The 20,828-nt window shown below is 66.8% G+C and carries 15 protein-coding genes and 1 other RNA gene; 4 read left to right on the forward strand and 12 right to left on the reverse strand.

The window, feature by feature from the left end:
• Positions 1 to 9 precede the first annotated feature (9 nt).
• A complete protein-coding gene (locus tag ACQ66H_RS06010; protein ID WP_430433225.1) occupies positions 10 to 1,044 on the forward strand; it encodes a CHASE2 domain-containing protein in 1,035 nt (344 codons plus the stop codon).
• A complete protein-coding gene (locus tag ACQ66H_RS06015; protein WP_430433226.1) occupies positions 966 to 2,900 on the forward strand; it encodes a putative bifunctional diguanylate cyclase/phosphodiesterase in 1,935 nt (644 codons plus the stop codon). Before ACQ66H_RS06010 ends, ACQ66H_RS06015 begins: the two co-directional genes overlap by 79 nt.
• A gap of 28 nt (positions 2,901 to 2,928) precedes the next feature.
• On the opposite strand, the gene ACQ66H_RS06020 is transcribed toward ACQ66H_RS06015, so the two are convergent.
• Together ACQ66H_RS06020 and ACQ66H_RS06025 are read right to left on the reverse strand one after the other, a co-directional pair.
• Positions 2,929 to 3,603 carry a phasin family protein gene (locus tag ACQ66H_RS06020; RefSeq protein ID WP_430433227.1) on the reverse strand — a complete coding sequence of 225 codons (675 nt, stop codon included), beginning with the start codon at positions 3,601 to 3,603 and terminating at the stop codon, positions 2,929 to 2,931.
• A complete protein-coding gene (locus tag ACQ66H_RS06025; RefSeq protein WP_430433228.1) occupies positions 3,590 to 5,179 on the reverse strand; it encodes an acyl CoA:acetate/3-ketoacid CoA transferase in 1,590 nt (529 codons plus the stop codon). Before ACQ66H_RS06025 ends, ACQ66H_RS06020 begins: the two co-directional genes overlap by 14 nt.
• 176 nt (positions 5,180 to 5,355) lie before the next feature.
• On the opposite strand from ACQ66H_RS06025, the gene clpB reads away from it, so the two are divergent.
• Complete coding sequence (gene clpB, locus ACQ66H_RS06030) at positions 5,356 to 7,941, forward strand: ATP-dependent chaperone ClpB (protein ID WP_430433229.1); 2,586 nt, start codon at positions 5,356 to 5,358, stop codon at positions 7,939 to 7,941.
• A 53-nt stretch (positions 7,942 to 7,994) separates the two neighbouring features.
• On the opposite strand, the gene ACQ66H_RS06035 is transcribed toward clpB, so the two are convergent.
• Positions 7,995 to 8,882, reverse strand: a complete 888-nt coding sequence (locus ACQ66H_RS06035; protein WP_430433230.1) for a cation transporter — start codon at positions 8,880 to 8,882, stop codon at positions 7,995 to 7,997.
• A 124-nt stretch (positions 8,883 to 9,006) separates the two neighbouring features.
• Between ACQ66H_RS06035 and ACQ66H_RS06040 the strand changes: the two genes are divergently transcribed.
• Complete coding sequence (locus ACQ66H_RS06040) at positions 9,007 to 10,002, forward strand: tRNA dihydrouridine synthase (RefSeq protein WP_430435602.1); 996 nt, start codon at positions 9,007 to 9,009, stop codon at positions 10,000 to 10,002.
• On the opposite strand, the gene ACQ66H_RS06045 is transcribed toward ACQ66H_RS06040, so the two are convergent.
• The 9 genes from ACQ66H_RS06045 to ubiG form a co-directional block, all read right to left on the reverse strand.
• Entirely contained in the window at positions 9,939 to 10,784 is an 846-nt protein-coding gene (locus ACQ66H_RS06045; RefSeq protein WP_430433231.1) for a mechanosensitive ion channel domain-containing protein, read from the reverse strand. The genes ACQ66H_RS06040 and ACQ66H_RS06045 overlap by 64 nt on opposite strands.
• A gap of 63 nt (positions 10,785 to 10,847) precedes the next feature.
• On the reverse strand, positions 10,848 to 14,375 hold the full coding sequence (locus ACQ66H_RS06050) for a TonB-dependent receptor domain-containing protein (protein WP_430433232.1): 3,528 nt from the start codon (positions 14,373 to 14,375) through the stop codon (positions 10,848 to 10,850).
• Positions 14,376 to 14,454: 79 nt separating this feature from the next.
• Positions 14,455 to 15,372 carry a FecR domain-containing protein gene (locus ACQ66H_RS06055; RefSeq protein ID WP_430433233.1) on the reverse strand — a complete coding sequence of 306 codons (918 nt, stop codon included), beginning with the start codon at positions 15,370 to 15,372 and terminating at the stop codon, positions 14,455 to 14,457.
• 46 nt (positions 15,373 to 15,418) lie between these two features.
• Positions 15,419 to 15,928: a sigma-70 family RNA polymerase sigma factor gene (locus ACQ66H_RS06060; RefSeq protein WP_430433234.1), complete on the reverse strand. Its 510-nt coding sequence runs from the start codon at positions 15,926 to 15,928 to the stop codon at positions 15,419 to 15,421.
• Between the two features lie 178 nt (positions 15,929 to 16,106).
• A complete protein-coding gene (locus ACQ66H_RS06065; RefSeq protein WP_430433235.1) occupies positions 16,107 to 17,240 on the reverse strand; it encodes a hypothetical protein in 1,134 nt (377 codons plus the stop codon).
• Positions 17,241 to 17,327: 87 nt separating this feature from the next.
• Positions 17,328 to 18,650, reverse strand: coding sequence for a diguanylate cyclase domain-containing protein (locus ACQ66H_RS06070; protein WP_430433236.1), 1,323 nt, complete (start codon positions 18,648 to 18,650; stop codon positions 17,328 to 17,330).
• Between the two features lie 340 nt (positions 18,651 to 18,990).
• Positions 18,991 to 19,353: a transfer-messenger RNA gene (gene ssrA, locus ACQ66H_RS06075) on the reverse strand.
• 31 nt (positions 19,354 to 19,384) lie between these two features.
• Positions 19,385 to 20,044: an HAD-IA family hydrolase gene (locus tag ACQ66H_RS06080; protein ID WP_430433237.1), complete on the reverse strand. Its 660-nt coding sequence runs from the start codon at positions 20,042 to 20,044 to the stop codon at positions 19,385 to 19,387.
• The gene (gene ubiG / locus ACQ66H_RS06085; RefSeq protein ID WP_430433238.1) at positions 20,037 to 20,744 is read right to left on the reverse strand and encodes a bifunctional 2-polyprenyl-6-hydroxyphenol methylase/3-demethylubiquinol 3-O-methyltransferase UbiG; all 708 of its coding nucleotides are present in this window, start codon (positions 20,742 to 20,744) and stop codon (positions 20,037 to 20,039) included. The genes ACQ66H_RS06080 and ubiG overlap by 8 nt, the downstream gene beginning before the upstream one ends.
• Between the last annotated feature and the right edge of the window lie 84 nt (positions 20,745 to 20,828).

A 20,828-nucleotide genomic window follows, 5' to 3' on the forward strand; every position in this document is an offset into this window, starting at 1 on the left:
CGCCCCGGCATGAACACGGGACAACGTGTTTTCGCCGTGCTGGGCGACCGCTACCGGCTGCCATGGCTGCTTGCGCTGCTGGTGATCACTGCGCTGTACGCGAAGACGCCGATGTCGGTGGCCCGGCTCGACTTGCTGCTGCATGACCTGTTGAGCGTCGAATTGCTGGCCGGGCCACCGAACGGCGGCAGCGTCGATACCCAGGCGCCGCTGGTGATCGCCATCGACGACGCCAGTCTGGCGGCACGCGGCCCGTGGCCGTGGCCGCGCGAACGCCATGCCGAACTGGTGGACCGGCTGTCGCGCGCCGGCGTGTCCGGCATCGGCTACGCGATCATGTTCGCCGAACCGTCTGCCGACGATCAGGGCGATGCGGCGCTGATCGACGCGGTGAGGCGCGCCGGCAACGTCGTGCTGCCGGTGGCGCCGATGGCGTCGGCCGGTGGCGGTGTCGGCACGCTGCAACCCTGGCCGGAACTGGCCGATGCTGCGGCACGGCTGGCCCACGTCAACGTCGAGGTCGATGCCGATGCGCTGTCGCGCCGGCTTTTCCTCGAAGCGGGTGCCGGCAGTCCGCAATGGCCGGCGCTGGCCTGGGCGCTGATCGACGTGTCGCGCAAGTCGCGGCCGCTGTCCGGGATCGGTGGCCGGCGCGGCGCGGCGGAACCGGCCGCGGGGTCGTGGGTGCGCGATCACGAGGTCATCGTGCTGCCGGGCGGCGCCTGGCCGGTCGCTCACCTGTCGGCCACCGACGTGCTGGCTGGCGCGGTGTCGCCCAATCTGCTGCGCGGGCGCAGCGTGCTGGTCGGCGTCACCTATACCGGTTCGGGCAGTGCGCTGGCCACGCCGGCGTCGGCACTGGCGGCACCGATGCCGGCCGTCACTTTCATGCGCGCGCCTACTCGGCGCTGCGCAACGACCGCTACTCGACCCAGCTGGCACCGGTATGGAGCCTGCCCGCGGCGTTGTGCGTACTCGCCACGCTGTGGCTGCGTCGCCCGCATGCGCGGCTGCGCGACATGCTGCTGGTCGCTGGCGCGCTGACCGTGCCATTGCTCATCAGCGTCGTGCTGCTCGCGCTTGCACGACTGTGGCTGGCGCCAGCCGCGGTGATGATCGGCCTGTCGGCCGGCGCGCTGTTGTGGGTGTCGATCCGCACCGTCGATCTGGCGCAGCGCCTGAAGCAGGCCAACGCGCGGGCACACGCGACGCTGTATGCGATTTCCGATGCCGTGCTGCAGTTCGACGGTGCCCTGCGGCTGCGCTATCTGAATCGCAAAGCGGAAGAGTTGTGCGCCTGCCGGCTGGCCGAGGTGCGCGATCAGGGGCTGGAGGGGCTGCCCGCAATCGAGGGCGCGCTGCGCGACCTGCTGCAGGATCTGTTGCGCCGCTGCCGCGACGAGGCGCGGGCGCAGGTGATGCCGGGCCACGTGCTGATGCCGGCCGGGCGCTTCGGCCCGGCGCGGGCTCTGCGCCCGGGCGCCAGCCCGCTGTTCGGCATGACGGGGCGGGTCGATGGCGTGGTGCTGGTGCTCAACGACGTCAGCGATACCGTGGCAGCGGCCGACAAGCTGGCGCATCAGGCTACGCACGACGCGCTGACCGGCCTGCCCAATCGCGTGCTGCTGCGCGACCGTCTGCGGCAGGCGCTGGCGCAGCGCGACGCCGGCATGGTCGCCGTGCTGTTCGTCGATCTCGACCGCTTCAAGCGCATCAACGATAGCCTTGGCCACCAGCAGGGCGACAAGGTGCTCACCACGCTGGCCAGCCGCCTGCGCACCGTCTGCCGGGTCGGCGACACGGTGGCGCGCTGGGGTGGCGACGAATTCATGATCATCCTGCAGGGGCTGGCTGACCGCGACGCGGTGGCGCGGGTAGCCGCCAAGGTGATGCAGGCGGTCGGTCAGATCATCACGCTGGACGACGTCGATTTCCGCTTCTCGTGCAGCATCGGCATCGCCATCGCGCACGAGGACAGCGACGACGCAGACGTGCTGTTCGCGATGGCCGATACCGCGATGTACCGCAGCAAATCGCAGTCCGGTGCGGCCATCCACTTCTACGCGCACGACATGAGCGCCGGCACGCGCGACTGGATCGAACTGGAATCAGACCTGCGCCACGGCCTCGACGAGGGGCGCTTCGAAGTGCACTACCAGCCGCAGTACGAGCTGGCGAGCGGCAAGCTGGCGGCCTTCGAGGCGCTGCTGCGCTTCCGTCGCCGCGACGGACAGCTGCTGTCGCCCGGCGACTTCATCGCGGTCGCCGAGGAGTCGGGCCTGATCGAGGGCATCGGCGAGTGGGTACTGCTGCAGGTGACGCAGCAGATCGCCGACTGGTCGAAGCAGGGGCTGGCGGTGGTGCCGGTGGCGGTCAATGTGTCGGCACGTCAGTGCCTCGGGCGCTCGTTGGTCCGGCGGGTCGAGAACGCGTTGCGCCAGTCGCGCATCGCGCCGTCGCTGCTGCGGCTTGAACTGACCGAAAGCACTGCGATGGGTGACGTCAACCACGTCGCCACGCTGCTGGCCGACATCCGCGCGCTGGGCGTGCACCTGTCGGTGGACGACTTCGGCACCGGCTATTCGTCGCTGTCCTACCTGAAGCGCTTCCCGATCGACGAACTGAAGGTGGACCGCTCCTTCGTGCGCGATCTGGTGGGCGATGCCGACGACGCGGCCATCGTGCGCGCGACGATCGCGCTGGCGCACGGCCTGGGCATGCGCGTGGTCGCCGAAGGCGTCGAGAACGTCGAACAGCTGAACATGCTGGCCGCCCAGCAATGCGATCTGGTGCAGGGCTATCTGTTCTCGCAGCCGGTACCCGCCGACCTGGTGGTCAGCGAGGGCTTGCTCGGCGCCCCCGAGGGGCAGGGACGCACGCTGCGGCTGATCCGCTCCTGAGGCGCGGATCAGCCGGGGCGGCAGGGCATCAGGCCGACGGCTTCTTGCTGCGCGAGGTCGCCGGCTTGGCAGCGGCTTTTGCTGCGGGTTTAGCCGCCGCCTTCGGTGCCGCCGTCTTCGCAGCGGCTTTCGGTGCCGCCGCCTTCGGGGCGCTTGCCGGCTTCGCTGCCGGAGCTGCCGCCGCTGCGGCCGCAGCCGGTGCCTTGGCGGCCTGGCTGGCGGCCGTGCCGAACTGCTGGAAGGCGGTGCGCGCGACAGTGCTGATCTGTTCGAAGGCCTGACGCGCCTTGTCCATCGCGTCCTGCATGGTGCCCATCGACTGCTGGCTGCTGATCGGCATGCCGGCCAGCATCTTGCGCAGGCTGTCCATCAGGTCGGAACCGCCGCTGTTCAGCTGTTCGCCGACCAGGCGGCCGAATTCGGCCTGGGTTTCGGCGGTGATCTCGGCGATCTGGCGCGCGCAGCCGAGCATCTTCTCGGTGGTGTTGCGCGCCAGCTTTGCGCGCAGCTCGACCTGTGCCGCCGGCTCACGCGTTTCCGTCACGGCGCGGGCGTTGTTGACGCTTTCCTCGAACAGAGCGCGGGCGGTATCCACCTGCAACTGCATGATGCGCTGCGAATTGTCCATCGACAGCTGCGCCAGGCGCATGGCCGCCTCGATGTTCTTCTTCTGCAGTTCCGACATCTGTTCAGTTTTGTTCATCGCGAGACTCCTCGGTGGGGGAAACAGGATTGTGCCGCCACAGACCGGACAGTGCCATGACACGGTCGGCAAAAATGGCGGGATGCATGGTGCGCAGCGCCGGTGACAGGCGGGGCGTGAAGTCCATGTGGGCGAGCACGTCGCGCGCCGGGTCGATGCCGGGTGCGACCTCGATCAGTTCGATGCCGTCGTCGGCCAGCCTGAACACGGCGCGCTCGGTGACGTAGAGCACCTGCTGCCCGCGGCGGCGCGCCTCGCGGCCGCTGAAGGTGCGGTGCTCGACCGCCTGCACGAACTTGCGGCTGTTGCCTTCGGCGACGATGTCCAGACGACCGTCGCGCACGGCGATCTGCATGTCGCCGGCGGTGAAGCTGCCGACGAACACCAGCCGGCGCGCGTTCTGCGAAATGTTGATGAAGCCGCCAGCGCCGGCCAGCCGGTGACCGAAGCGCGATACGTTCACATTGCCTTCGGCGTCGGTCTGCGCCATGCCGAGGAAGGCGACGTCCAGCCCGCCGCCGTCGTAGAAGTCGAACTGGTAGGGCTGGTCGATCACCGCCTGGGTGTTCACCGCGGCGCCGAAGTCGAGGCCGCCGGCCGGGATGCCGCCGATGACGCCCGGCTCGGCAGTCAGCGTGACGGCGTCGATCAGGCCTTCTTCGGCCACCACTGAAGCGACGCCTTCCGGCATGCCGATACCCAGATTGACCACATTGCCCGGCTGCAGCTCGAAGGCGGCACGGCGGGCGATCACCTTGCGGATGTCCAGCGCCATCGCCGGCAGCGCGTCCGCGGCCAGCCGCGCCTCACCGGAATAGGCCGGGTTGTAGGCGGTGGCGAAGGTCTGGTGGTGGTGTTCAGGCGGCGACACGACGACGCAATCGACCATCACGCCCGGCACCTTGACCTGGCGCGGATTCAGTTCGCCACGTCCGACGGCGCGCTCGACCTGCACGATGACCAGACCGCCGCTGTTGTGCGCCGCCATCGCCACCGCCAGCGCCTCCTGCGTCAGCGCCTCGCGTTCCATCGTGACGTTGCCATCCGGGTCGGCGGTGGTGCCGCGCACGAGGGCGACATGGATCGGGAACGCCTTGTAATAGAGGAAGTCCTCGCCGTCGATCTGCATGCGCCGCACCAGATCGGCGGTGGTGGTCGCATTGATCTTGCCGCCGCCGTGCAGCGGATCGACGAAGGTGTCCAGCCCGACTCGCGTGAGCTGGCCCGGCCGGTGCGCGGCGATGTCGCGGAAGAGCTGGGAAATGACGCCCTGCGGCAGGTTCCAGGCTTCGATCTGATTGCTCACCGCCAGCGCCTGCAGCCGCGGCACCAGACCCCAGTGGCCGCCGATCACGCGCTTCACCAGCCCGGCGTGACCGAAGTGGTTAAGACCGCGATGCTTGCCGTCGCCCTGGCCGGCGGCGTAGACCAGGGTGAGGTCGCGCGGCGCGCCGCTGTCAATGAAGCGCTGTTCGACGGCGATGGCGAGGTGTTCGGCGAAGCCGATGCCGACGAAGCCGGTGGTGGCCAGCGTGGCGCCGTCCGGGATGCGCGCCACGGCCTCGGCTGCGCTCATGATCTTGCTGCGGGTGTGCGGCATGTGGGACGACTCGGGCATCGGAAGCTTGTGGCGTGCGATGACGTCACTTTACCGGACGTCGAGGCCGTATTTGACCCGCATCAAGCGTTTGCCGGTTGAAAAGCGGATCGTTCGCCCCAGATAGCGTCCAGACAAAGTTCACGGAGGCGTTCATGCGTTTCGACAAGCTCACCACAAAGTTCCAGCAGGCGCTGGCCGATGCCCAGAGTCTGGCGGTCGGCCGCGACCATCAGTACATCGAGCCGGCTCACCTGATGCTGGCGCTGCTCAACCAGGACGACGGCGCCACTGCGTCGCTGTTGCAACGCGCCGGCGTCAATGTCGCGCCGCTGAAGAAGGCGGTCGAGGACGCGCTGTCGCGCATCGCCACCGTCGAGGGCCACGGCGGCGAGGTGCAGATCGGTCGCGATCTGACCAATCTGCTCAATGTCGCCGACCGCGAGGCGCAGAAGCGCGGCGACCAGTTCATCGCTTCCGAAATGTTCCTGCTCGCCGCCACCGCCGACAAGGGCGATCTGGGCCGGCTGCTGAAGCAGGCCGGGCTAGAGCGCGCCGCGCTGGAAAAGGCGGTCGAACAGGTGCGCGGCGGCTCGTCGGTCGGTTCGGCCGAAGCCGAGGGCGCGCGCGAGGCGCTGAAGAAGTACTGCATAGACCTGACCGAGCGGGCCGCCGCCGGCAAGCTCGACCCGGTGATCGGCCGCGACGACGAAATCCGCCGCGCCATCCAGATCCTGCAGCGGCGCACCAAGAACAACCCGGTGCTGATCGGCGAGCCGGGCGTGGGCAAGACGGCCATCGTCGAGGGGCTGGCGCAGCGCATCGTCAATGAAGAGGTGCCGGAAACGCTGAAGGGCAAGCGCGTGCTGGTGCTGGACATGGCCGGCCTGCTGGCCGGTGCCAAGTACCGCGGTGAATTCGAGGAGCGGCTGAAGAGCGTGCTGAACGAGGTGGCCAAGGACGAAGGCCGCATCATCCTGTTCATCGACGAAATCCACACCATGGTCGGCGCCGGCAAGGCCGAGGGCGCGATCGACGCCGGCAACATGCTGAAGCCAGCGCTGGCCCGCGGCGAACTGCACTGCATCGGCGCCACCACGCTGGACGAGTACCGCAAGTACATCGAGAAGGACGCTGCGCTGGAGCGCCGCTTCCAGAAGGTGCTGGTGGACGAGCCGACGGTGGAAGCGACCATCGCCATCCTGCGCGGCCTGCAGGAGAAGTACGAACTGCACCATGGCGTCAACATCACCGACCCGGCCATCGTCGCTGCGGCCGAACTGAGCCACCGTTACATCACCGACCGCTTCCTGCCGGACAAGGCGATCGACCTGATCGACGAGGCCGCTGCGCGCATCAAGATGGAAATCGACTCCAAGCCGGAGTCGATGGACAGGCTCGAACGCCGCATGATCCAGCTGAAGATCGAGCGCGAAGCGGTAAAGAAGGAGAAGGACGAGGCGTCCATCCGCCGGCTCGGCCTGATCGAGGACGAACTGGTCAAGCTGCAGCGCGAATTCAACGACCTTGAAGAGATCTGGAAGGCCGAGAAGGCCCAGGTCATGGGCAGCGCCCACATCAAGGAAGAGATCGAGAAGGTGCGCGTGCAGATGGCCGACCTGCAGCGCAAGGGCCAGTTCGACAAGCTGGCCGAACTGCAGTACGGCAAGCTGCCGCAGCTCGAGGCGCAACTGAAGCAGGCCGAGAAGTCGGGCGACGTGAAGCCGCAGAACAAGCTGCTGCGCACCGAAGTCGGCGCCGAGGAAATCGCCGAGGTGGTGTCGCGCGCGACCGGCATTCCGGTGAGCAAGATGATGCAGGGCGAGCGCGACAAGCTGCTGAAGATGGAAGACCGCCTGCACCAGCGCGTGATCGGTCAGGACGAGGCGGTGCGCCTGGTGTCGGACGCCATCCGCCGCTCGCGCGCCGGCCTGAGCGACGAGAACCGCCCCTACGGCAGCTTCCTCTTCCTCGGCCCGACCGGCGTCGGCAAGACCGAACTGTGCAAGACGCTGGCCGAATTCCTGTTCGATTCGGAGGAGCACCTGATCCGCATCGACATGAGCGAGTTCATGGAGAAGCACTCGGTGAGCCGGCTGATCGGCGCGCCGCCGGGCTATGTCGGCTACGACGAGGGCGGTTACCTGACCGAGGCGGTGCGGCGCAAGCCCTACAGCGTCATCCTGTTCGACGAGGTCGAGAAGGCGCATCCGGACGTGTTCAACGTGCTGCTGCAGGTGCTGGACGACGGTCGCATGACCGACGGCCAGGGCCGCACGGTGGATTTCAAGAACACGGTCATCGTGATGACCAGCAACCTTGGCAGCCAGATGATCCAGCAGATGGCGGGCTCCGATTACGGCGTGGTGAAGCTGGCGGTGATGAGCGAGGTGAAAACCTTCTTCCGGCCGGAATTCATCAACCGGATCGACGAGGTGGTGGTGTTCCACGCGCTGGACGAACGCAATATCCAGAGCATCGCGAAGATACAGCTCGCCTACCTGGAAAAGCGCCTGGCCAAGCTGGACATGGGCCTGCAGGTGTCGGACGCGGCGCTGGCCGAGATCGGCAAGGCCGGCTTCGACCCGGTGTTCGGTGCGCGGCCGCTGAAGCGCGCGATCCAGGAGCACATCGAGAACCCGCTGTCGAAGAAGATCCTCGATGGCAGCTTCGGGCCGAAGGACGTGATCGTGGTCGATGCCGACGCGGCGGGTCACTTCAGCTTCCACAAGCCGAGCTGATTCTTACGCTGTTGCGGACGGGGGCAGGTCGCAAGGCCTGCCCCCGTCTGCGTTCACGCCCTCAGTCTCAGTATCCGCAGCGCACCACTGGCCACCAGCAGCGCGATCGCAGTGCCGATCACGAGATCCGGCCAGCGGGTTCCGGTGGCCGCCACCAGTCCGCCGGCAATGATGACGCCCGCGTTGGCCAGAACGTCGTTGGTCGAGAAGATCCAGCTTGCCCTCATGTGCGCGCCGCCATCGCGGTGACGCGCCATCAGCAGCAGGCAGGCGACGTTGGCGGCCAGCGCCAGCAGTGCGACGCCGCTCATCCACAGCGGCTCCGGTTCGCTGCCGGATACGGCGCGCCGCACCACCTCCGCCAGTGCGCCGCCGGCCAGCAGCAGCTGCAGCCAGCCGGACAGATGGGCCACGCGCAGCTTGCCCGCCGCACTGCGCCCGACCGCGTACAGGCTCAGGCCGTAGACCGACGCGTCGGCCAGCATGTCCAGCGCGTCGGCGATCAGGCCGGTCGATTGTGCCCACAGACCGCTTGCCAGCTCGAACACGAACATGGCCGCGTTGATCGCCAGCAGCGTTCGCAGCACACTGGCTTCGCTGCGGTCGGTGGCGGGTTCCGGCCGCGCGCCGGCGGCGTCCGTGCCGAGCAGTTCGGCGCCAAAGCCCAGCGCCGCGAGTTTGGCCTGCAGAGGCGCCAGCGGGCCGTCGTGGTGCAGCGTTACGGTGCGCGCGGCGAGGTCGATGCCGATATGACGCAGTCCCTCGGCGCCATCGAGTGCCATGCGGATCAGGCGCTCTTCCGACGGGCAGTCCATGCCCGGTACGCGGAAGGTGCTTCGTCGCCCGCCCGTTGCGGCGTCGTCGGGAAGGCGCGGCGACGGCGCGGCGGCGCAATGTCCGCTGCAGGCGCAGCCGCTGGAGCTGTCTGCTGAGGGATTCAAGGTGTGCCCGTTCAAGTGCGGGATAATCCCGCTTCGTTTTTCATCGTCGCACCCAATGTCCTCTGACGACCTGGCCCGCGTCAATACGCCGGCGCCCGCCATGCCCCGCCTGCTGCTCGCGCCGATGGAAGGTCTGCTCGACGCGCGCCTGCGTGCCGTCGTGACGCGGGCGGCGCACTACGACTGGTGCGTGACCGAATTCGTGCGCGTCACCGACAGCGTGCTGCCGCCGCGCAGTTACCAGCGGGTGGCGCCCGAACTGAAAACCGGCTCGCGCACCGCCAGCGGGGTGCCGGTGCGGGTGCAGTTGCTCGGTTCGGATCCGGCGCGGCTGGCCGACAACGCCGACCAGCTGGCGCGGCTGAATCCGGCGGGCATCGACCTCAACTTCGGCTGTCCGGCGCCGACCGTGAATCGCCACCGCGGCGGTGCGGTGCTGCTGGACGAGCCCGAACTGCTGTACGACATTGTCAGCGCGGTCGGTCGAGCCGTGGCTGGGCGCGTGCCCTTCACCGCGAAGATGCGGCTGGGCGTGCGCGACACCTCGCGCGCCATCGAGGCGGCGCAGGCGCTGGCCGAGGGCGGCGCGGAAATGATCGTCGTGCATGCGCGCACCAAGGTAGACGGCTACCGGCCGCCTGCGCACTGGCCGTGGATCGCCCGCATCGCCGAGGCGGTGCGCGTGCCGGTGGTCGCCAACGGCGAAATCTGGTCGGTCGATGACTACCTGCGCTGCCGCAGCGAAAGCGGGCTGGCCGACGTGATGATGGGCCGCGGCGCGGTGGCCGATCCGCTGCTGGTCGAGCGCATCCGTGCCCGGCTGCGCGGCGATGAAGCCATCGACCCGGCGCTGGACTGGCCGCGCATCGCACCGCTGCTCGGTGACTACTGGCAGCGCGTGCTCGGCCATGTCGAGGCGCGTCACGCGGCGGGGCGGCTCAAGCAGTGGCTCAACCTGCTGCGCCGCGTCTACCCGCAGGCCGAACTGCTGTACCAGGCGATGCGCCCGGTACGCGACAACGTGCGCATCGGCGAACTGCTGGCGGCGCTGCCGCTTCAGGCCGGCACCTCGTCGGCCGGCGTGAGCGCCTCCGATGGCTGGGCCGCCGCGGCGGCCTGAACCCGCGTCAGGTACTCCGACAGCACCCGCTGTTCGATACGCAGCCGCTCTTCGACCCGGCACGGAAAGGCCGCCACCAGCTGCGCGCCCTTGTCGCTCGCCAGATCGATGAACACGCGCGGACGCGCTGAGGGCAGGCGGCTCCAGTGCGCGGCTTCGAGGTCGAGCAGGCCGCGTTCGGCTTCATCGATCCACGGTGCGCACACTTCCAGCGCCGCCGCTTCGAGCAGCGCGCGCCTGTCCAGGCAGGCGACCGGGTCGCCGACGAACACGCGCAGCGTGGTCAGCATGAAGTGTTCGTGCGGTGTGACCCGCAGCGTACTGGTGATGACGGCACTGTGCTGCAGCAGCACGCGGCTGCCGTTGATCAGGTCGGCGTCGCCGCTGGCGTCGAGCAGCGTGCTGAGGAAGCGGATATCGGCCACCCGCCCGCGCACGCTGCCCACTTCGATGAAGTCGCCGACCTGGTAGGTGCGCGTCAGGAAAAGCACCGTACCGCCCATCGCCGAGATCAGGATGTCCTTGGATACGATGAGCGAAGCACCCGCTACAGCGGCCAGCGGCAGCGAGGACTGGTCGCCGCCCAGCGTCCAGGTCAGGCCGAGCAGCGCCAGGCAGACCAGCAGCGCGATATTGCGGATCGTGATCCACGCTTGTTTGCGCTGCGACGGGTCTTCGAAGCGCGCGGCGGCCACGCGGCGGGCGGTGCGGGTGATCAGCACGGCCAGCGCGACGATGACCAGCGATACCAGCAGTTTGGTGAGCAGCGAGGGGTCGTACATCAGCGGAATCCGGACAGGCAGGCCCGCCATTATCGCTGCGGCAGCAGAGCCGCAGCGTGCCGCTCACATCGAGTAACGCAGCGTGAACCAGACGCCGCGCGGTGCGCCCGGCGCGATGAAGTTTGTGCTGAGCCAGTCGCCCGAGTTGTGGTTGTAGCCATCGGGACCGATGGCTCCGAGGATGGAGGGCGAGAAGGGATTGCGGCCAAGGCGGCCGGCGGTGAAGTACTCGGTATCGAACAGGTTGTTGATCAGCAGGCCGGCGGTCAGCCCTTTGCCCAGCTTGTAGCTGGTCATGAAGTTGAACACGGCATAGCCGGGGACAGAGCCCGGGTTGCGCGTCGGTTGCCGTGTCGCACTGACGGTACCGGTCGAGGTCGTATAGAGCACCGTCCGGGCAACCCCCTGCCGGTGCTCGTTGTTCTCGTTGCCACGGACGTAACTGTCTGAGTGTGCGACGACGCTGAAGCCTATGGTCCAGTCGTCGGTCAGATCGTAGCTCACGCTCGCGTTGAGATTGTGCAGCGCGACGCCGGGCATGCGGCTGCCCGGACGCACGCGGATCACCTGGCCAATTCCATTCAGGTTGAAGGCGCTGCTGTTATCTTGGTTCATCATCAGGAAGTCGTCTTCGAAGGTCGCGTCAGTCATCGAGTAGTTGATACTGAATCCGAAGCGTTCCTTGCGCCCGGAAAGACCCGTTTCGACGCCGCGCCGCCGGGTGTTGCCTATGGTGTCGAAGAAGCCCTGACCATTGCCGCGGGCGACGAAGTAGATGTCGTCCTTGAGGTCCGTCTGATAGAGCGCAACGTTCCATTGCGCGTTCTCACCCGCTGCGCCGCGCAGGCCGACCTCGTAGGACGTTGACCGGATCTGCGGGAGGAACGGGTCACCAGACAGCGTGGTGGGCAATGAGCAGGAGCGGTTCTCGAAGATGCTTTTCGGCCAGTAGTGCGCCGGATTGTTCGGGTCGCTGCCGACGAACACCGGCGTCTTGTCGAAGGCGCAGCCCAGTTCGATCACGCTGGGCGTGCGAGCGCCGCGCGACACGTTGCCATAGACGTTCAGCGTTTCGCGTGCCTGCCAGCTCATGCCGATGGACGGGTTGAACGACCGGTAGGTGAACTTTTCAGTCTCGGCCGGCTGCAGCTGTTTCGGATGCTTGATGCGCACCGGGACGTAGTTGCGCGGCGTGCTGCAGTCCTCGTCCGAGGTGCAGGTGTCGAATTCGTCCGGATTCGAACGCACGTCGCCGATCTGGAAGGCGCCGAAACCGTAGCGGGTGGCGATGACGTTCTTGCCGTCGGTATGGTTGTAGCGACCGGACGCGGTGATGTGCAGGGTATCGACCGGGCTCCAGGTTTCGCTGAAGTACAGGCTCTTTGTGGTGCTCGTGCCGCCGAAATCGTTGTTTGAAATCGGAGCGTCGGCGTCGCCGAACTGGGGGTGTGCCAGATCGGGTGCCAGGAAGGCGTGGCGGTCTGCCGTCAGGAAGCCCAGTTGTTGCGTATTGAGATAGGTGGCGCGCGCTGCGTCGATCGACGCGCCCACCATCACCTTGTGGTGATCGAGACTCCAGTTCAGCTGCATTGAACCGCCACTTACGATTTGGTCGATGCGGTTGTCGGTGATGACAGCCGTGGGCGTTCCTTCGACCCAGCCGGGCTGGCCGAGTGCAAAACCGTCGATCAGCCGCGGCCAGCGATTCGGATCGCTTTCATCGATGACGTTGTAAGGGCCGGGGAAGTCCACGGCCTGGTTCGGATCGCTGCGACAGGTGTCGTTGTTTACCGGTGCAAGGTAGAGCACGAAATTCTGGTAGATGTCGCCGTTGATTTCTTCGCTGTAGAAAGCCTCACCTCCGAGGAAAAGCAGGTTCTGGCCCGGGAAGCCATTGGACGCGCCAAGCGGGCCGTTGGGCGAAAACGTGTAGACGCCCACGTCGTAGGCACTTTCCAGGGCACCATCTCCATCGAAATCGATCAGTCCGCCGCTGGGTTCAGTCTTCGGTACATAGCCGCGATTGTAGAAAAACACCTCGAACGCGTTCTTGCTGGAGTCCATGTATTCCTTCAGCGCCGTCACGAAGAATTCGGGCAGCGGCAGGTTCTTCTGTGCCGCGTACTTTCCATCAAGATCGACCACGCCATTGTTGTTCAACCACTCATTGAAGATGTCGGAGGTGTAGATGTTCTCGCCCGCCGTACGGTTGATCGGTATGACGATGTAGTCCGGAACACCGTGCTGGTTCGTGCTCCGCATCAGGCAGGTGTGGCCTTCACCGGCGGCAGGCAGGCGTTTGGCAGCGCGCAGTTCGTCGTAGTCGGTGAATACGTCGGCGCCGATCTGATGACGGCGGCTGTTGCGGCGATAGGCCCGCCCGGTGACGGAAAAGCTGTCGCTGACCTGGAAGGCGCCGGACAGCTGGAACTGGGTCAGCGTGTTGGTCGTAGTGTCCGGCGAGCTGTAGATGCTGCTGCGGTCCTGCGCATACATCTCGGTGGGCAGCAGACCGTTGCCCACCAGTTCGGTGCGTACGAGCAGGGTGCTCAGGTTCAGGTCCAGCCGCTCGCCCCGCCAGCTCGCCTTGCCGAAAGCCTGGTTTACCTTGCTCGGCGAATCGGTGCGCCAGCCATCCTCGACGAAGAAGTTGCCCGCGCCGAACAGCGCGACGCTGCCATTGTTCCAGCCGCCTTCGACCTGGAGCTGGTTGCGGCCGTAGGAGCCGGACAGCAGCTCGGCGTCGAAGCCCGCGTGATTGAAGCCGTCCTTTGTTTTCACGGTGAAGGCGCCGCCCAGGGTGTTCAGTCCGAAGATCGGATTGGAGCCCGGAAAGACATCGACACCTGCGAGCGCATTCATCGGAATCATGTCCCAGTTCACGACGTCGCCGAACGGCTCGTTCACGCGTATGCCGTCGAAGAACACGGACAGCCCCTGCGGCGTGCCGATCTGCGGACCGGCGGTGAAGCCGCGGTACTGCACGTCCATCTGGAACGGATTGCCCTGATAGTCGTTCACGGTGACTGACTGCAGCTTGCGGTTGAGCAGGTCGCTCATGCTGAGCGAATGGGCCTGACGGATCTCCTCGGCGGTGATGCTCTGCACATTCCCCGGAATCTCCTCCCGCGTCAGGCCCAGCCCGGGCAGCGGGCCGATCTCGTGAAAGCGCTTGGCGCGCACCTTGATCTCTTCGAGCAGCACCGGTGCCGAATCGCTGCCCAGTGCCGGCAGCGCGTCGCTGTTCGCCGGCCTCGGTGCTGCCCGGTCGAGGAAGTAGCCGCCGCGGCCGTCACCGACGACTTCCAGGCCACTGCCCTCGAGCAGGATGCGGAAGCCTTCGGTCAGACTGTGCTGCCCTCTGAGCGGCCGGCTGTCCAGCCCCTCCGTGAGCTTGGGGTCGAACGACAGCGTGATGCCGCTCTGACCGGCGAAGCGCGACAGCGCGCGCCCGAGCGGGCCGGCCGGCAGGTCGTAGCCGCGGATCTGCGTATTGGCGGCGGTCTGGGCGCGCGCGTCGGGTGCGGAATTTAGCGCGCTCACCATCAGGCCGAGTGCGACGGCGGTCCGCGTCCTTCTGTTCCGGGTCATGCTGCCTCTCCTCGATGACGCTCTCCTGCAGGACAGGTCAATCGAGCACAGCAAAAGGTGACAGCCCGGACGAAATCTCTCAGCCTGCCGCTTGGATGAGACCCCAATAGCGGGTGCGCCAGACGATGCGCAGCGGACGCGTGCGCTGCAGGCTGTCGAGGATGCGGTCGGGGTCGTCGAGCTGGAAGGCGCCGGAAATCGCCATGTCGGCGACGGCCGGATCGCAGCGCAGCACCCCGCTGCGGTAACGCGACAAGAGGTCGATGAATTGCCGCAGAGGCATGTGGTCGGCGTACAGAGTGCCCTCCAGCCAGGCGAGGGCGTTGTCGTCCAGCGGTCGCGGTGGCGACGCCCTGTCGTGCCCGAAGAAGGTCTCGCTGCCGCTCTCGATGATCAGTGCGTGGCCCGGCGTATCCGCCGGCCGGACCTCGACGGCACCCTCGCTGACGCCGAGATAGGTGGTCTGCGCGTCTCGTCGCACCGTAAAACGCGTGCCCAATGCGCGCATCCGCCCATGTTCGACGTTGACGACGAGGGGGCGGTGGCTGCTGTCCGGGGCGGTTTCGACATGGATCTCTCCTCTCTGCAGCAGGAGGCGTCTTTCCTGTGTGTCGAAACGGACGTTGACCGCGCTGTCGGTGTTCAGATGCAGGGTGCTGCCATCCGCCAGTGCGACTGTGCGGCGTTCTCCGACGGCGGTGCGGTGGTCTGCCAGCCACCCTTCCCACGGCAGGAACTGCCAGGACAGCGTGGCCACCGACCCGGATGCGAGAGCGAGCGAGAGCGCTTTCAGCGCCACGCGGCGGTCGTCACCGAGCACATGCATGCCGAGCTTCGGTGGGATGCCGCTCAATGCGCGCTGGAGTTTTTCGGCACGCTGCCAAGCCGCCGCGTGCAGGGCGCTGCGCGCACGCCAACTGTCCAGGGCCTGCTGTTCTTCGGGGCTCAGCGGACCTTCCTGCATGCGCAGCAGCCACTCGGCGGCTTCGCGCAGCACCGCGCCATCCGGCCGCTCGATTGGAGTAGGGTAGGGCGCCATCGCATCAATCGATGTGTTCGAGGCAGTGGATCATCGCCTGGGCCATGTAGCGCTTGATGGTGCGTTCGCTGCTGCCGAAGCGGGCGGCGATGTCGGCATAGGTCAGGCCCTCGAGTTGCGACAGCAGGAAGGCCTCGCGTACGCGGCCGGGTAGGCGCGCCAGCAGGTCGTCCATCTGCTGCAGCGTCTGCAGCAGCACAGTCCGTTCCTCAGGGCTGATGGCAAAGGCTTCGGGCAAGTGAGCCAGCGCTTCGACATAGGCCTTCTCGAGCGACTGACGGCGCCGGAGGTTGATGAGGATGCGACGGGCAATGGTGGCCAGGTAGGCGCGCGGCTCGACGATGCGCTCCAGCGGATGTGACGGCGTAGTTGTCCATACGCTGACGAAGGTGTCCTGGGCGAGGTCGGCGGCATCGATGCGCGAGTTCATGCGACGCGCCAGCCAGCCTATCAGCCAGGGCTGGTGATCCAGATAGAAGGACGTGAACCCGGTGTCGTCGGCAGTCTTCTGCATGGCAAGGCGGGGGGCAGTGTCGGAAAGCGCCTGACGAATCCGGTCTCACCGTGCCGTCAGGCAGTCGCTGGCGGCCAAATGTCCCGGTTGTGGGCCTGGGCGAAAAGGGACATCTTCCCGACCCTATGCCCGACCACGCCAGCCCGGCTGCGCGCCGGGCGATCCGCCCATGGTCTGCCTATTGCCGTTGACCGAGGTGATCGACCATGTTGATGATGGTGCGCATCTGCGGCGCTTCACGCGTTGCGTAGCCGTACAGATCGCCCGGCGTGGTGTAGCCCCACCAGTCCCAGCAGCCCATCGGGTTGCCGACGCTGTCCCACAGGCCGCGCTCGAACGGTTCGATGGCGCCGACCCGCGGGAACAGCAGCACCAGCTTCAACGGACCGGCCCAGCGGACGTAACCGGCGCCCTCGGTAAAGGCGCGGTAGGTGGTGTCACTCATGCCTTGCTTGCAGCCGTGCAGTGCGACGTGGATCTGGCAGCTTTCGCTGCCGCAGCGCTGGGGCACATAGACGCGTGCGTCCTCCGCGAGGCCCAGCGCGCGACGCCGGGTCTGCGCATCGCCCGGGCCGGCCGGCACGAAGTCGGCCTGCTTGAGCACGTACCAGCGGCCGTTGCCGGCATTCGGCCGCGCGTCTGGCCGACGGCGCAGATGACGTAACAGTTCGCCGGCAGCATCGAAGTCGCAGCCGCTGACGTAGTCCTCGTCGCGGGCGTCGCAACTGCCCTGGGCCGGGTCGCTGGTCGGCATGGTGTGCGGTGTCGAGCGCGGCTCGCCCCGTTTTGGCGCGGCATCGAAGGCGCGGAAGTAGGTGTGCTGGGCGGCTGACGCCTTGGCGCCGACGACGCGATCGTCCTGCCCGCGGTACTCCCATATCTGCTGCGAGGCGATGCCGTTGACCGGGTCGATCCGCCGCTGTTGCGCCAGCTTGCGCGTATCGCTCACCAGATCATCCACGTCGATGTCGCGTTCGCCGGAACTGAACAGTGACAGTCCGAACAAGGGGCCGAACAGCTCGCGCAGCCGGTCGCGGCCGAGCACCAGGCAGTCATTGGTGGCACGCGTCACGAAGCCCTGGGCGCACAGATAGGGCGGCCCCGACACGATGCCGATGCCGCGTACCCGCGACGAATGCGCAACGCCCAGCTGGACCGCCATGGCGGCGCCGGACGACAGGCCGGACACGGTGAAGTCGGTACGTTCGATCCGGTCGAGCACCGGCGGCGCCTCGGCCATCGCAGTGCGGATGGGGAATGCGGCAAGGAGCAGAGCGACGAAAACGGCGTGGAGAGGACCGTGCAGTCGCATGAGGGTCGTCCGGGAATGTCGATGACGATTCAGTATGCGGACACACATGTTGCAATGCAACAGCGCGGCCGCGGCTGCAGAAACAAGTCAGGACGAACGGTAACGGCGATACTGTCCGCGGCCGGCGCGCTTGGCGTCGTACATCGCCTCGTCGGCACAGTCCATCAGGGCGGCCGAGTTGTCGGCGTCGTCCGGATAGAGCGCGATGCCGATGCTGGCGCCGATGTGCAGCGTGTGGCCGCTCACCTCGAAGGCGCTGCCGAGCGCACCGACGATGCGTGCCGCAAGCTGGGCGCAGGGCTGCGGCTCGTTGTCCAGCAGCGGCATCAGCACGACGAATTCGTCGCCGCCCAGTCGCGCAACAGTGTCCTCGCCGCGCAATTCGCGCTGCAGCCGATCGGCCACCTCCTTCAGCAGCAGATCGCCGACGGCGTGCCCGTGTTCGTCATTTACCTCCTTGAAGCGATCCAGATCGACGAACAAGAGACCGACGCGCGCCATGCGCCGCTGCGCCTGCTTGAGCGCCTGCGCCAGACGTTCGAGCAGCAGCGCGCGGTTGGGCAGGCCGGTCAGCGCGTCGTGACTGGCACGACGCATCAATGCTTCGTCGGCCAGGCGCTTCTCGGTGACATCGACGAAGAAGCCGGCCAGACAGCGGCGGTCATCGATATCGATCAGGTTGTGCGTGATGTCGGCGTGGAAGAGCACGCCGTCCTTGCGGCGCATCAGCGCACCTTCGAGGCGGCCGCTCTCGATGCCGGCGCAGCGCGCGAACTGCTCCACGTTCGCGGGATACAGTTCCGGAGGCTGCAGATCGCGCCACTCAAGCGTGCGCATCTCGTCTCTTGAGTAGCCCAGCATGGCGCACAGCGCTGGATTGGCGTTGACACAGCGACGGGTTGCCACGTTGACGATCAGGATGCCCTCGGCCGAGGTGGCGAACAGGATTTCCGAGCGACGCAGCGACTCGCGCAGCCGACGGGCGGCCTCCGCGGCACGCAGCACGAAACGGATGCGATGCGGCAGCAGGGTCCAGCTGATCGGCTTTGTCAGGAAGTCGCTCGCGCCGACGGCGAAGGCGCGTTGCACCGATGCGGCATCGTCGCTCGCCGTCATGATGATGATGGGGCAGGTATCTTCGCCGCCCAGTTCGCGCATGCGGGCGCAGGTTTCGTAGCCGTCGGCACCCGGCATGTGCACGTCCAGCAGCGCCAGATCGGGCGGCGCCTCGCGGAATGCCTCGATCGCGGCGAGGCCGTCTGCCACGGCGTGCATCCTCATGCCGCGTGTGGACAGCACCTTGTTCACCATCAGCGGGATGATGGGATCGTCGTCGGCCACAAGAATGACCGGCGATTCGTCGTCCGTCCTCTCGAGGTCAATGTCGGGGTTGTGTTGCTCGCCGTGCATTCCGGGCGCTCTCCGCATATCGGTTCCAAGGTCTGGAGGAAGCCCGCATACTCACCGGGCTGCACGCACGGGCGGCGCATGGCCGGCGGGCTTCATCGCCGGCGGCATAATCCGCTCCAGGGTGGATATTCGGCCGGAAGACCGGGCGGCGCAACCGTGCGAGCGCTCCGGATGATGCGAAGTGCACATCGGAAGAGCTTCCGGGCGGCGGTCCCGGACAGGTGCCGCAAGCAAGAGACGTCCGACTGCGGCCGCGGAGACGAACCCTGTCAGCGCGTCCCGATCACGGTGCGATCGGACAGGAAAAAGGGCCCGGAACGAGATCCGAGCCCTGATATGGTGGTGGAGGCGGCGGGAATCGAACCCGCGTCCGCAAGCCCTACACAGACAGTTCTACATACTTAGCCTGGCCATTTGATCTAACCCGTCACCCGCCGACCCGGCTGGCTGATGAAAGGCGATCCGCTTGATTTTCGTGATGCACCACGCGGCGGAGTGCATCCTTACTTTAGCTGTTAATGGCGCTGCGACCGGTTGCCCGGCCCGACCCGCTAATCAGTCGGTGCAGCGTCCGGCCTTAAGCGGCCAGAGCGTAAGATTCGTCGTTGGCGACTATCTAATTTTCGGTTGGATTTACGAGGTACTCCGACCCTCGGTATGCCCTGCGCTGCTTCGCGACCCACGTCGAGACCAGGTCGCCCCCAGTGAGCGATAGATGGTACCACCTCGATCGATTACAAGAGGGGCAGAAGTTCGAGCGGGTGATGGATGGTGTGGTCGGCGCCCCACTCGCTGTGGTGGCGGGCGCAGCCCAGATAGCCGAAGGCTGCGGTCACCGAGCGCATGCCGGCAGCGCGCGCCGCCTGGATGTCGCGTTCGTCGTCGCCGACGTAGATGCAGTCTCCGACCTCGACGCCCAGTTCGCTCGCCGCCAGGCGCAAACCTGCCGGATCGGGTTTGGGCACCGGCACGCTGTCGCCGCTGACAATGCTCGCGGCACGCTCGTGCAGGCCAAGTTCGCGCATCAGCGGCACGGTGAAGCGGGCGGCCTTGTTGGTCACCACGCCCCAAGGAATGTCGGCCTGTTCGAGCCGGGTCAGTACTTCGCCCATGCCGTCGAACAGCCGGGTATGGACGCAGATCGCGGACGCGTAGAGCGTGAGGAATCGGTCCGCCAGTTCTGCGTAGCCAGCATCGTCCGGTGTCACGCCAAAACCTGCGCCGATCAGGCCGCGGGCACCCGCCGAGGTATGCGGGCGCAGGGTGTCGGCAGGAAGCTCGGGCAGACCGCGTTCAATGCGCAGGCGGTTGAGTGCGCCGCCGAGATCGGGCGCGGTGTCGGCCAGCGTGCCGTCCAGATCGAACAGCACGCCGCGTGTGCGCGGCTCATTCATCGCGTACACACCGCATCAGGTAATTGACCGCAGTGTCCTTGCCGAGCGAGTAGACCTTGATGAACGGGTTGTAGCTCATGCCCATCAGTTCAGCTTCGCGCAGGCCGGCGTCGCGCGCGTCGCGCGCCAGTTCCGACGGCTTGATCATCTTTTCGTATTCATGGGTGCCGCGCGGCAGCAGGCGCAGCACGTACTCGGCGCCGATCACCGCGAACAGCCACGATTTGGGATTGCGGTTCAGCGTCGAGAAGAACACCGTGCCGCCGGGCCGTACCAGAGTCGCGCAGGCGCGCACGATACTGGCAGGATCGGGCACGTGCTCGAGCATTTCCATGCAGGTCACCACGTCGTACTGAGCGGCGCGCGCCCGGGCGTGGTCCTCGGCCGATTCGAGCAGGTACTCGACGCGGTTCCCGCTTTCCAGCAGGTGCAGGCGCGCGACCGACAGTGCCTTCTCGCCGAGGTCGATACCGGTCACGCTGGCGCCGCGCACCGCCATGCTCTCGGCGAGGATGCCGCCACCGCAGCCGACGTCAAGCACGCGCTTGCCGGTGAGGCCGACGCAGCGGTCTATCCAGTCCAGACGCAATGGATTGATGTCGTGCAGCGGCTTGAACTCGGACTCCGGATCCCACCAGCGGTGGGCGAGCTCCGAAAATTTCTCCAGTTCGAGCGGGTCGGCGTTCTGATGTGTCGTCATGAGCGAAAGGACAGTCTGGCGTGCGCGAGGTTTCACGACCGGGGTAACGATAGTAATGCCGCAATCCGGTTGGCGACGGGCGAA

This window comes from Methyloversatilis sp. (assembly GCF_965284615.1).
Taxonomy (GTDB): domain Bacteria; phylum Pseudomonadota; class Gammaproteobacteria; order Burkholderiales; family Rhodocyclaceae; genus Methyloversatilis.